This is a genomic window from Paenibacillus sp. 1A_MP2, assembly GCF_052244825.1.
Classification (GTDB): domain Bacteria; phylum Bacillota; class Bacilli; order Paenibacillales; family Paenibacillaceae; genus Paenibacillus; species Paenibacillus vandeheii.
Window position 1 is genome coordinate 378,796 of record NZ_JBQQCS010000001.1, and the last position, 12,867, is coordinate 391,662.

9 protein-coding genes and 2 pseudogenes are annotated in these 12,867 nt (G+C 46.7%); 2 read left to right on the forward strand and 9 right to left on the reverse strand.

What is annotated here, in order from left to right; all coding sequences use genetic code 11:
* Positions 1 to 79 precede the first annotated feature (79 nt).
* Positions 80 to 2,635, reverse strand: a complete 2,556-nt coding sequence (gene gyrA / locus ACTWJ7_RS02095; protein WP_285076443.1) for a DNA gyrase subunit A — start codon at positions 2,633 to 2,635, stop codon at positions 80 to 82.
* A 426-nt stretch (positions 2,636 to 3,061) separates the two neighbouring features.
* Here gyrA and ACTWJ7_RS02100 point away from each other — a divergent pair, with 426 nt between their 5' ends.
* Positions 3,062 to 4,006 carry a YheC/YheD family protein gene (locus tag ACTWJ7_RS02100; RefSeq protein ID WP_079348450.1) on the forward strand — a complete coding sequence of 315 codons (945 nt, stop codon included), beginning with the start codon at positions 3,062 to 3,064 and terminating at the stop codon, positions 4,004 to 4,006.
* 88 nt (positions 4,007 to 4,094) lie between these two features.
* On the opposite strand, the pseudogene ACTWJ7_RS02105 reads toward ACTWJ7_RS02100, so the two are convergent.
* From ACTWJ7_RS02105 to dnaA, 7 genes and pseudogenes are all read right to left on the reverse strand, one after another.
* Positions 4,095 to 5,743 (reverse strand): annotated as a pseudogene (locus ACTWJ7_RS02105) (DNA gyrase subunit B).
* Positions 5,740 to 5,997 (reverse strand): ATP-binding protein, encoded by a 258-nt coding sequence (locus ACTWJ7_RS02110; protein ID WP_443145083.1) that lies wholly within the window; start codon positions 5,995 to 5,997, stop codon positions 5,740 to 5,742. The pseudogene ACTWJ7_RS02105 and the gene ACTWJ7_RS02110 overlap by 4 nt, the downstream one beginning before the upstream one ends.
* 152 nt (positions 5,998 to 6,149) lie before the next feature.
* Positions 6,150 to 6,398, reverse strand: coding sequence for an extracellular matrix regulator RemB (remB, locus tag ACTWJ7_RS02115; RefSeq protein WP_017691405.1), 249 nt, complete (start codon positions 6,396 to 6,398; stop codon positions 6,150 to 6,152).
* Positions 6,399 to 6,411: 13 nt separating this feature from the next.
* Positions 6,412 to 7,522: pseudogene (gene recF, locus ACTWJ7_RS02120) on the reverse strand (DNA replication/repair protein RecF).
* 56 nt (positions 7,523 to 7,578) lie between these two features.
* Positions 7,579 to 7,794, reverse strand: a complete 216-nt coding sequence (gene yaaA / locus ACTWJ7_RS02125) for a S4 domain-containing protein YaaA (protein WP_024629511.1) — start codon at positions 7,792 to 7,794, stop codon at positions 7,579 to 7,581.
* A 16-nt stretch (positions 7,795 to 7,810) separates the two neighbouring features.
* The gene (gene dnaN / locus ACTWJ7_RS02130; protein WP_024629512.1) at positions 7,811 to 8,953 is read right to left on the reverse strand and encodes a DNA polymerase III subunit beta; all 1,143 of its coding nucleotides are present in this window, start codon (positions 8,951 to 8,953) and stop codon (positions 7,811 to 7,813) included.
* A gap of 221 nt (positions 8,954 to 9,174) precedes the next feature.
* Positions 9,175 to 10,521 (reverse strand): chromosomal replication initiator protein DnaA, encoded by a 1,347-nt coding sequence (gene dnaA, locus ACTWJ7_RS02135; protein WP_024629513.1) that lies wholly within the window; start codon positions 10,519 to 10,521, stop codon positions 9,175 to 9,177.
* Between the two features lie 589 nt (positions 10,522 to 11,110).
* Here dnaA and ACTWJ7_RS02140 point away from each other — a divergent pair.
* The gene (locus tag ACTWJ7_RS02140) at positions 11,111 to 11,233 is read left to right on the forward strand and encodes a hypothetical protein (RefSeq protein ID WP_443145084.1); all 123 of its coding nucleotides are present in this window, start codon (positions 11,111 to 11,113) and stop codon (positions 11,231 to 11,233) included.
* A gap of 55 nt (positions 11,234 to 11,288) precedes the next feature.
* Here the strand turns inward: ACTWJ7_RS02140 and gntK are convergent, their stop codons facing one another.
* Entirely contained in the window at positions 11,289 to 12,836 is a 1,548-nt protein-coding gene (gene gntK / locus ACTWJ7_RS02145; RefSeq protein ID WP_443145085.1) for a gluconokinase, read from the reverse strand.
* Between the last annotated feature and the right edge of the window lie 31 nt (positions 12,837 to 12,867).

A 12,867-nucleotide genomic window follows, 5' to 3' on the forward strand; every position in this document is an offset into this window, starting at 1 on the left:
AGTAACAAAGGGCCCCCATATGGGAGCCCTCCAACTTCATTGCAATCATAAAATGATTTTCGTTATAGAAAAATGGATCCTATGCTTCGGAACCTGAATCATCGCCCTCAACTTCAGCATCGGAAACCGAGCCCTCATCCAGAGTTGACTCTTGACCTTCAGAATCAGAGGATTCCGCACCTTCAATCCATTCTTCGTCTTCAGGTTCTTCCTCATTCTTGTCAATTCGGCTGACTGTAGCTACGGAATCTTCATCGCGAATATGAATCAGCTTCACACCTTGCGTGTATCGACCCATGGTGGATATGCCTTCCATACTCATCCGAATGAGCGTACCGCTGGAAGTGATGATCATCAGATCCTCTTCCGTCTTAACCATTTTCAGGCTAACTACTGCACCATTTTTATCTGTGACGTTAATGGTTTTAATCCCTTTACCGCCACGAGTCTGCATCCGATAATCGCTGACAGGGGTACGTTTACCGTAACCTTTGGCTGTAACAATCAGAACATCCAGCTCCTGATCCACAACGTCCATGCCGATTACGACATCCTGCTCATCCAACGTGATCCCTTTAACCCCGGTCGCACTCCGTCCCATGGAACGGACATTTCCTTCCGAGAATCGGATCGACATCCCGTGAGCTGTACCCATAATGATCTCTTGCTGTCCATCTGTCAGCTTAACATCAATAAGGGCATCATCATCACGCAGGGAAATCCCGATCAGACCGCCTTTGCGAATATTGGTGTAATCCTCAAGTGGCGTCTTCTTCACAACCCCTTGACGGGTAGCAAAGAACAGATACTTGTCACTTTCGAATTCCTGAACTGGAATCACGGCATTGACCGATTCACCCTGCTCGATCTGAATCAGGTTGATAATCGGCGTTCCCCGTGCTGTACGTCCAAGCTCTGGAATCTCATAAGCTTTAAGACGGTACACTTTACCTTTGTCGGTAAAGAACATGAGGTAATTGTGAGAGTTGGTCACAAACAGATGCTCAACAAAGTCAGTATCTTTGGTGTCCATACCCACTACCCCACGTCCGCCACGCTTCTGACTGCGGTATGTGGATACCGGCAGACGTTTCACATAGCCTGTATGGGTAATCGTGATGATAACCTCTTCACGTGGAATCAGATCCTCGTCCAGAATGCTCTCTTCACCTACAGTAATCTCGGTACGACGATCATCGCTGAAGCGATCACGGATTTCTTGCAGCTCCGTGCTGATAATTTCAAGCACCAGGTGCTCGTTGGCCAGAATTTCGCGATACTCCTTAATTTTGACCATCAGTTCGTTGTATTCATTTTCGATACGTTCGCGTTCCAAACCTGTAAGGCGTTGCAGACGCATATCGAGAATAGCTTGAGCCTGATCGTGACTGAGTGAGAAACGCTCGATCAGACCTTCTCTGGCTGCATCGGTATTGCTAGAAGAACGAATCAAAGCAATAATCTCGTCGATATGATCCAATGCGATACGCAAGCCTTCCAGAATGTGTGCGCGTGCTTCGGCTTTTTTCAGTTCAAACTGCGTACGTCTGCGTATAACCTCAATCTGATGCTGCAAGTAGTGATACAACACTTCACGCAGGTTCAGAATTTTAGGTTCTTTATTTACAATCGCGAGCATGTTAATCCCAAAGGTGGACTGCATCGCTGTATGCTTGTACAGGTTGTTCAGCACAACACCCGGATTCACGTCTCTGCGAAGCTCAATCACAATCCGCATACCGTTACGGTCAGACTCATCACGAAGATCCGTAATGCCATCAATCTTTTTATCACGTACCAACTCAGCAATTTTCTCAACGAGTCTTGCCTTGTTCACCTGATAAGGAAGTTCCGTAACGATAATTCGTGCCTTGTTGTTGTTCTCTTCGATGTTGGTTTTGGCCCGCATCGTTACTGAACCACGTCCGGTTTGATACGCTTGACGAATTCCGGAGCGTCCCAAAATGTAACCGGAAGTAGGGAAGTCTGGTCCTTGAATGTAATCCATCAATTCCATGGAAGTGATGTCCGGATTTTTGATCATGGCCTGTACGCCGTCAATAACCTCTCCCAAGTTGTGAGGAGGAATATTCGTCGCCATACCTACCGCAATCCCGCCAACACCATTGACAAGCAAGTTAGGAAAACGAGCTGGAAGAACGATAGGTTCACTTTCTTCACCGTCATAGTTCGGCTGGAAATCAATTGTATCCTTGTTGATGTCTCTGAGCATTTCCATTGCAATCTTGGACAACCGAGCTTCCGTATAACGCATGGCTGCTGCCATATCGCCATCCACCGATCCAAAGTTACCATGTCCATCTACGTGCATGTAGCGCAGGGAGAAATCCTGTGCCATCCGTACCATTGTTTCGTATACAGCAGAGTCACCGTGTGGGTGATACTTACCGATAACTTCGCCGACGATTCTGGCTGATTTTTTATGTGGTTTATCGGGTGTCATGCCTAGCTCGGACATTGCGTACAGAATACGCCGGTGAACCGGCTTCAATCCGTCACGCACGTCAGGTAAGGCACGGCTCACAATAATGCTCATCGCATAATCCATAAACGATTCACGCATCTCGACGCCAATATCCCGATCTTTAATCTGCGAGTTCATTTCTTCCGCCATGCTGGACCTCCTTCTTGTCCTTCAACAAACATTCCATTCGGTCATTCAAAAATCGATTATATGTGAAGAGCCTAACAAGGCTAAAACCGCACAAGGACGCTACTCTTTATTATATTACTTTCACAAAAGGTAAACAATTAAACGTCCGCTGGGCAATAGCCTTTCTTCCGGGAACTTCAGAGAGTCTGGGGGTTCGCCCTGCCTTCCTCTCCATTTGCACATACAATGCTAGAAAAAGCGGCAAATGTACTGTGTATATTCAAGCTGAAACTGTTCCCGTTCTACGATCAAACTACATCTGTGCAACAAAACCGCACAAAACGCCATATTTCTCTATTATACCACTGAAATCATCTCTTGTCCTTTGATTTCTCCGCGTCTGTCACTCTTAGAAACCCCATCATAACAGGAAAGGACTGATGGCTCTTGGGTATCCAGCGTGTCTCCAGCAAATGGACCAAGACAGCTGTGTTACAACGCAGCCGTAATGTGAATGGATATATACCGGTAACACGACAGTATAGCCGCCAAGCCCTGGAACGAATGACTGAACTATTTGAGTCAAACTATATCAAACCGGATCGGGGAACTTATGGCAATGGCGTCATGCGGGTAAAAAAAATCCGTAAATATCCACAGTCAATCCCTTCAGCCGAATCCATCATCGAGGAAACACGATCCGAAAACGTTGACGAGCAATTATCTGCTTCCAGCGATGAAATTAGCGCTGAAATCTCTGCTGCGATCCCCATGACAACATATGAGCTTCGATATGGGACCGACGAGAGATACTTCCATTCCCTAGATGAACTGGACTTGGCGCTCACTAAACGTATTCAGAAGCGTGACTACATCATTCAACAAGGCATTCCACTGATGAAGCATGATGAATTGCCTTTTGACCTGCGGGTATTAACCCAGAAAAATCTACAGCACAACTGGGAAACGACAGGCATTTTGGGAAGGATTGCTGCACCAGGCAAGATCATTACCAACATTCATGGCGGCGGACGATTGGCCACCTTTGATGAGTTGGTACGCCCTCATTTTGACAAGGATCGGTTCCAGCAACTGCGCAGTGAGCTATATCGTTTAGGCATTCATACAGCGGTACAGCTGCAGAAGTCATTTCCTAGGCTCAAAGAGATCGGGATTGATATTGCACTGGATGAAGATGGACGGCCATGGATTATTGAAGTCAACACCTTGCCAGGCATCTATGCTTTTGGCCTGTTGCCTGACAAGGAAACGTACCGGAAGATCAAACGTTACGCGAGGGCGTACGGCAGATTACCCTCCAAAAAAGGGAAGACATCTCGTACCTCCCCCAAAGCCCAGGCCCCCTCTGCCAAAAGCCGTATACACCGATAACAGCCACGCCAATGTCCAGACTAAGATTCTCTAGACTATGATCCCATAATGTAAAAAGGCGCCCTCGCAGGCGCCTTATCGAATATCGTTAGATGTCGAGGTTTTTCACGTATTTTGCATTTTCCTGAATGAAGTCACGACGAGGTTCAACATTATCTCCCATCAGGGTATCGAACATGGCATCAGCCAGCATCGCATCGCTGATGGATACTTGTAGCATCGTCCGGCTCTCAGGGTCCATGGTCGTTTCCACAATTGTCCGGCATTCATCTCACCGAGACCTTTATAACGCTGGATGTTAAACTTCGCATTTTCGCCGAGCGTTGCAATGATTTCATCGCGTTCCTTCTCGGAGCCAGCATAACGAATCACTTTATTGCGCTCAATCTTGAACAATGGCGGTTGGGCAATGTATACATAACCTGCCTCAATGATTTTGCGCATATAGCGATAGAGGAATGTCAGAAGCAATGTCCGAATGTGGGCGCCATCGACGTCGGCATCCGTCATCAAAATAATTTTGTGATAACGTGCTTTGGCAATATCGAAGTCATCACCAATTCCGGTACCCATTGCGGTAATGATCGCTCTGATCTCCGCATTGCCCAAAATCCGGTCAAGACGTGCTTTTTCCACGTTCAGAATCTTACCACGCAGCGGCAAAATCGCCTGGAAGTGACGATCTCGTCCTTGCTTCGCTGATCCACCGGCGGAGTCACCCTCGACGATGTACAATTCACTGATTGAAGCATCCTTGGATGAACAGTCGGCCAATTTACCTGGCAAAGAGCTGACTTCGAGTGCACCTTTACGACGTGTCAGTTCACGGGCTTTACGTGCTGCTTCACGTGCACGGGCAGCTTGCAGTCCTTTTTCCAAAATGCGACGGGATACGGAAGGGTTCTCTTCCAGGAATTCCTGCAGCTTCTCAGCAAACAGGGATTCGACAATTCCGCGCACTTCACTGTTACCCAACTTGGTTTTCGTCTGTCCCTCAAATTGCGGTTCAGGGATCTTGACTGAGATGATCGCTGTTAGACCTTCACGTACATCATCCCCGGACAGGTTGCCTGTGCTGTCTTTGATTACGCCCGCTTTGCGCGCATAATCATTGATAATCCGGGTAAGAGCGCTCTTGAAGCCAGATTCATGCGTTCCGCCCTCATGTGTGTTGATGTTGTTCGCAAAAGAATAAATATTCTCGGTGTAGCTGTCATTGTATTGCAACGCCACTTCCACTTGGATGTTGTCTCTTGATCCTTCCACGTAAATCGGGTTTTCGTGCATCACTTCACGCTTCTGGTTCAGGAAGGAGACATACTCGATAATACCGCCCTCATACAGGAAAGAGTTGGTTACACCTGTACGTTCATCGGTTAAAGTCATGCCAATTCCCTTGTTCAGGAACGCGAGCTCACGAATACGAGTCAGCAAAATTTCATAGTCATACACTCTTGTTTCCGTGAAAATCTCCGGATCCGGATGGAACGTAACTGTTGTTCCCGTTTCCTCCGTTGTACCGATCGTTTTCAGATCGTACTGAGGAGCACCGCGACGGTATTCCTGTTGATACACATGGCCGTCAACCTTAACTGTAACAACAACTTTTGCTGATAGAGCATTGACGACGGATACACCCACCCCATGTAGACCACCGGATACTTTGTACCCGCCACCGCCAAATTTACCGCCCGCATGCAGAACAGTCATTACAACCTCAAGCGCAGGACGTTTCATTTTGGCATGTTCGCCGACAGGAATTCCCGCCCATTATCGACTACAGTGACGCTGTTATCTTCATGAATAGTAACTTCGATATGATCACAATAACCTGCGAGTGCTTCGTCAATACTGTTGTCCACTACTTCCCAAACGAGATGATGCAGACCTTTGGCACTGGTGGAACCAATATACATCCCCGGTCGTTTACGTACGGCTTCCAGCCCTTCAAGTACCTGAATTTCATCTGCACCATATGACGGTTGATTCATAGACATGCCTTTCACCTACTTCTATAGATTCAATATCGTAAATATGCGTTAACTAAGAATGCATGCTGAAACGAACAAATCCCCTTAATTCCAGTAAGCAATCTAAATAAAAACAAGCAGCAAAAGGTACAATAACTCGTACCGCCGATAGGCTAGAGATCAGGAAAAATGTGAGCTCGCTTCTTGAGCGTAGCTGAGGAAATAGGCGAGTAGTACACAATGTTTTTGGTCACAACAATGGACTTGGCTTCCTCTTCGCCAATATGCTCCACTGTTTTTTCCTGCTCGGCATGCGTGACATACTGCTTGGAGATTTTTGAGGATTTTTCAATCGATATATCAAAAATAGCAACCAATTCGGAAGAACGGATGATCTTCTCACCGCCCAGATGAATGTACATAAGCCCTCACTCCTTAGCGTTCAACCTGTCCGGCATGAACGTGATAAATACTGGCATCCTTGAGTTTGTCAACGTTCAGACTCTCGATACCGGTAGCCGTAATAAAGGTTTGCACCTTGCTCTGGAACGTTTCGATCAGCTGCGTCTGACGAAAAGGATCCAGTTCAGACAGTACATCGTCCAGCAGCAGGACCGGATATTCTCCGATTTCTTCGTGAATCAGTTCAATTTCCGCAAGTTTAAGGGACAACGCCGTTGTGCGCTGCTGCCCCTGCGAGCCATACGTTTGTACTTCCCGATCGTTAATGAAAAGGACAGGTCATCCCGATGCGGCCCACTAAGCGTTGTGCCTCGGCGAATCTCCTGCTCTTTCATTTGTGATAATTTTATCATAAATTGGTCCATTAAGACAGCTTCATCTTCCTCAGCGGCTTCGCTGAAGGAAGGAAGGTAGGCCAGGCGCAGGACTTCTCCGCCTCCGGTGATGCCCTGATGAATCGTTTCGGCCCACTTTTGAAGTTTCTTTATGAATTGTTTCCTTTTTTTGACGATTTTAACACCGTGCTCCACCAGCTGTTCATTCCACACCTCAAGCATGGTCTGGGCTGAAGCATTCTGTCCCCATAATTGCTTGAGCAGATTGTTACGCTGGACGAGCACTTTTTGATATTGCTGCAAATGATACAGGTAGCCCGGAGCCACTTGGCCAATCTCCATGTCAAGAAACCGACGGCGGACCCCGGTGTGCCTTTCACAATCTCGAGATCTTCCGGTGCAAACATCACCACATTGAGCGCTCCGACAAAATCACTCAGCTTGCGCTGTTCCAGTCCGTTGATTTTTGCTTTTTTGCCTTGTTGCGACAAAGATAGCTCGAGCTTGACTGATCCGTACTTTTTGTCGACCTCTGCTGCAAGCCTGGCACGTTCTTCACCGAAACGAATCAGTTCCTTGTCGCGGGATGTACGGTGGCTCTTGGTGAGTGCAAGCACAAAAATGGCTTCTGCAAGATTGGTCTTGCCTTGGGCATTTTGCCCGATTAATAGATTCACAGGACCAAAAGAATCCAGTCTCAGATGTTCATAATTGCGGAATTGCTGCAGATCTATGCTGTTCACAAACACGCGGTAACCTCCCTTTATCCCGTCCGTCAGGAGGCAGCAGGATCTAACTGGTCTTCTTATTGTGCAACAACTTCGAACGAACCTTCTCCGTCCACCTCAACGATATCCCCAGGGTATAACTTGCGTCCCCGGCGTTCCTCAGGTTCTTTATTCACACGTACAAGTCCGTCCTGAAGCAGAGCTTTGGCCATACCTCCGGTTGGGATGCAATCGGCCAGTTTCAAAAATTGGTCAAGCTTAATATATTCCGTACGTATCGCTACTTGGTTCACTATGATCTTCCTCTCGTTAGTTGGTCGTCCGGTAAGGCAATATGACGTACAAGCTGTGACTGTCGTCCAGCGGTTTCAGGATGATCGGGCTCATGACGCCAGTAAAAGCGATCATCAGCTGCTCACTCTCCACCACTTTCAGCACATCCAGCATATATTTGGAGTTGAACGAGATTTTCAGCGGTTCGCCGTTAAAGTCGGCAGGTTCGATCTCTTCTCTTACTTTTCCCAACTCGGAAGAGCTTGATGAAATTTCGATCGATCCGGAATCCATCGTTTGCATCCGCACAATGTTTGTTTTTTCTTCACGCGACAGCAAATAAGCCCGGTCGATAGATTCGCTTAATTTTCTGGTATCCAAAACAAGTTCTGTTTTGTACGAAGTCGGAATAATTCTAGAAGTATCCGGATAAGTTCCGTCCAAAATACGTGAATAGAACAGAACACGGTCGATTTTGAACAGGACTTGATTGTCAGCGACAACGATATCCACAAGTGTATTTTGATCCGGCACAATTTTGCTGAGTTCGTTCAGCGTTTTACCCGAGATCACGACATTGTTGAATCGCACACCTTCTGCATTATCCAGCATTGCTGAACGAGTAGCAAGACGGTGGCGGTCCGTTGCCACAAATTTCAGTTCATTGTCACCCAAACTCCAGAGTACACCTGTCAGAATCGGCGTGGTTTCATGGGTGGAAATGGAGAATACGGTTTGTTTAATCATATTTTTGAGCAAATCTCCTGGGATGGAGACGGTTTGGTTTTCTTCGATGCTTGGCAATACTGGGAATTCTTCCGGATCAAGACCAACGAGTTGAATTTCGGTAGCTCCTGCGGAGATAAAGGTGTTGAAGTTTTCTTTTACCTCCATGTGCACTTCTTGCGAAGGCAGCTTTTTGATGATCTCGACAAAAAACTTGGCTGGCAGTACAACACTACCTGGTTGTTCTACCTGAACCACACTTTTATCTCCATCTTCAAGCGGGATGAAGGATTGAATTGAAATATCGGTGTCGCTTGCTGTCAACGTCACACCTTGATGATTAACGTCGAATTTGATACCGCTCAGAATCGGAATTGTCGTACGGCTTGAGATGGCTTTGGAAACTTGCTGGATGGATTCGTTCAAGTAGCTTTTCATTATGCTGATTTTCATGGTTTCACTCCTAGCGGGTTTTTTGGGTGTTGAGGTGTTGAAATGTGTTTTTCAAAAGGCCGGAGGCCGAGCTTCAAAATCGCTTATTTGGAGATGATATCTTTTAGATCTTTATAGTAATAATAGTAATAGGGGCACTGAATATGTGGATAAGTGGGTATAAACCCATAAGCCCAAGCCTATCCACATGTGTATACGTTGTGCACAGGCTTGGGACTTATTCAGGTTGGATTCTTGATTTTTTCGGTTAAGTTGTTGATAACTTTATAGAGATCCTGATCGACTTTAATCGCTTGGGAGATCTTTTCATGCGCATGTATGACCGTGGTGTGATCTCGGCCTCCGAATGCTTCCCCAATCTTGGGCAGAGAGAAGTCAGTTAGCTCACGAGAGAGATACATGGCGATCTGTCTTGGAAAGGCAACAGCCTTGGTCCGCTTCCGTGCTTTGAAATCTTCAAGCTTAAGGCTGTAATACTCGCCGACCTTTTGTTGGATGTCGTGAATAGTGATCATTTTCGGACGACTGGAAGGAATAATATCCTTCAGTGCTTCAGCTGCCAGATGAGTGGTTACATCTTGATTCGTCAACGAAGAATAGGCAACAACCCGAATCAGGGCACCTTCCAGTTCGCGAATATTGGTATCAATCTGGTTGGCGATGTACATCATCGCCTCATTCGGGATATCCAGATTTTCCGCACGCGCTTTTTTACGCAAAATCGCAATCCGTGTCTCCAGATCTGGAGGCTGGATATCCGTAATTAGCCCCCATTCAAAACGGGAACGAAGCCGTTCTTCCAGGGTCGGAATTTCCTTCGGCGGTCTGTCGCTGGAGATGATGATCTGTTTCCGTTCCTCATGCAGCGCATTAAACGTATGGAAAAATTCCTCTTGCGTCGATTCTTTTCCCGCCAAGAACTGAATATCATCAATGAGCAGAATATCGACACTACGGTATTTGTTACGGAAGCTCTCCCCGCGGTTGTCACGGATTGAGTTAATGAATTCGTTCGTGAATTTCTCAGATGACAAATAAACAACTTTGCTGCCCGGATCATGCTCCAGGACGTAATGCCCGATTGCATGCATCAAGTGAGTTTTTCCGAGACCTACCCCTCCATAGAGAAACAGAGGATTGTATGCTTTGGCGGGCGCTTCAGCGACCGCCAGCGATGCGGCGTGGGCAAAACGGTTGCCCGGCCCAATGACAAATGTATCGAATGTATATTTTGGATTCAGCATGCTGAGTACCGCTTCTTCCTGAACAACTGTAGGCGTTGGCGCTGGCAGTTGAGGATCCGGTTCAGCAGGCTTGTTCTCCTCGATGACAAATTTCACATCGACCTGTTTGCCAAGCAGCTCATATACCGTCGATCCGACCAGTTTGGTGTAACGGCTCTCCAGCCATTCGACGGCAAACGTGGTTGGTGCGGATATGACGATCGAACGATCATTCAGCTTGGTCGCTTTGGTTGCTTTGAACCAAGTGTCAAAGCTGGGTTTGCTGAGCTTGTTTTGTATAATTGATAAAATTTGCTGCCATAAATCAGAAGTATGGCTGTCCACAGACTGTCACTCCTTTTACATGTTCCAAGTGTGGCTTAAGCCATGATGCAGTGTCGAAATACGAGATATATTGTTGAATTTATCCCCAAACCCCCGCAGGTCGAAAACAAAAAAGAATGAACAACGGAAAATTGTTCACAACTTTATCCACAGGCTGTTGATAATATTATGGGTCAGATCACATATTCACATCCAAAAGTAATACAATCATAGCAAAAGAAGCCCGGCATTTCAATGTATCACGTGATTTTATCCACAAATTCAATAACTTGTGTATAATTTTTAATCACAACACAATATATTGTTTATAAATTGTTTAACTTTCGACAAGATGACCCAAAAACCCAAATTATTTTATACACAGGTTATTCGTCAAATAATGCTGAATTGTGTGTAAAAGTATTCTCGGTTTGTGAATAACCTCTCTGTGGATAACCGTAAAGTGAAAATGGTCGTATTGGGGATTTACAGGAGGGTGCCTCTTCATGCTCGTTTTCCTTTTTTCGAAAAGCGGAATGGAGGAACGACAAAATGAATGGGATGGGAGATCAAGGAGAGGCCTGATAGTACTTGAGGAGCGTTTACTGATTTGTATGAACTGAACGAAGAATTTATTCCTAAAAGAGGTAGGATGGATATACGCGCAAACATTGAAGATGGAGGTGACTCCATTGCAGCAGATTGGTTTATGCCAAAAGAGGTTGTTCTTTAAGACCGAAATGGTGGTCAAAGAGAACAACCTCTTTTGGTGGTTATAAGAGGAGGATTTACTCGATATGAGCAGAAAATTTACGCTGGAATTCCGCGATGTCTGCATATTCTTCTTCCAATTTTCGCGAAATGCGAATAAAGATGGGGAGCAGCTCCCGGTAGATCGATGCATGTTCTTTGATAGGGGTATGCTTGTGCGTTGTACCTACCATAGATGAAACGGCATGAAGCGACTTAATTCGCCCTGTAGCATAGAGACCGAGCACAACGGCCCCTAGACAGGAACTCTCGAAGCTCTCGGGCACAATGACTTCCTGGTTGAATATATCGGACATCATCTGACGCCAGAGTGGGGAACGAGCGAAACCACCGGTTGCCTGAATGGAGGTTGGTTGTCCGATCTGTTCTTCCATGGCCAGCAGTACCGTATACAGGTTGAAAATAACCCCTTCCAGCACAGCACGGATCATATGCTCTTTCTGATGGTGAAGGGTCAAACCAAAGAAGGAACCTCGGGCGTCCGGATTCCATAAAGGGGCACGTTCCCTGAAAGGTACGGATGGAATAGAAGTCCTTCCGAAACCGGGGCTAACGCGTTCAGCAATTTTGGTGAGTACATCATAGGAATTGATGCCGAGCCGTTTGGCTGTTTCCACTTCCGAGGCAGCGAATTCGTCTCGTACCCAGCGGAAAAGCATGCCACCGTTATTCACAGGTCCTCCGATGACCCAAAGATTCTCGGTGAGGGCGTAACAAAAGGTTCTGCCTTTCGGATCGGTAACGGGACGGTCCACAACGGTGCGGATGGCACCGCTGGTGCCGATCGTTGCTGCCACAACGCCAGGCTCAATGGCATTCACGCCCAGATTGGACAAAACCCCGTCACTTGCACCGATGACGAAGGGTGTAGAGGGGGAGAGAGCCATTTTTTCAGCCCATGTCCGATTCATTCCTTCTATAGTATGTGTGGTCGGGACGAGTTCCGATAGGTGGTCAGCTGTAATGCCTGCAACCTCAAGAGCTTCGGCATCCCAATCCAGTTGTTCCAGATTGAGCAGGCCGGTACAGGAGGCGATGGAGTGATCCACGACATATTGACCAAACAGTCGGAAGAACAAATATTCTTTAATAGAAATAAATTTGGCCGTGCGTTGAAAAAGTTCAGGTTCATCATGGCGCAGCCACATTAATTTGGTCAGTGGCGACATGGGATGAATCGGTGTACCTGTTCGCGAATAGATCCGATGTCCCAGTCCATTCTCCTGCAGTTTGGCAGCCCAAGCTGCACTCCGGTTATCAGCCCAAGTGATGCAGCGGGTGAGGGGAGTATCATCCTGCCCCATCGCAATGACACTGTGCATGGCAGAGCTGCAGGATACGAACATAATTTGTTCCGCAGTTACGCCACTATTATCCATCACGCCGCGTACGGAGCGAAGGGCAGCTTGCACAATTTGTTCAGGATCCTGCTCAGCTACATCCGGAGCTGGGGTGTATAAAGGATATTCCTGAGTTGATGTGCTTACCACTTCACCCTGTTCCGTAAATAGTACGGATTTGGTACTGGTTGTACCAATATCCATACCAATCATATAGTTGTTCATATTACATAAACCTTCTTTCTTTTGAACCCGT

Bases quoted from the DNA above. Each gene is read 5' to 3' on its own strand.
- remB (WP_017691405.1), bottom strand. From the start codon at position 6,398: ATGTACATTCATCTGGGCGGTGAGAAGATCATCCGTTCTTCCGAATTG.
- dnaN (WP_024629512.1), bottom strand. From the start codon at position 8,953: ATGAAAATCAGCATAATGAAAAGCTACTTGAACGAATCCATCCAGCAA.
- ACTWJ7_RS02110 (WP_443145083.1), bottom strand. From the start codon at position 5,997: ATGAATCAACCGTCATATGGTGCAGATGAAATTCAGGTACTTGAAGGG.
- gyrA (WP_285076443.1), bottom strand. From the start codon at position 2,635: ATGGCGGAAGAAATGAACTCGCAGATTAAAGATCGGGATATTGGCGTC.
- gntK (WP_443145085.1), bottom strand. From the start codon at position 12,836: ATGAACAACTATATGATTGGTATGGATATTGGTACAACCAGTACCAAA.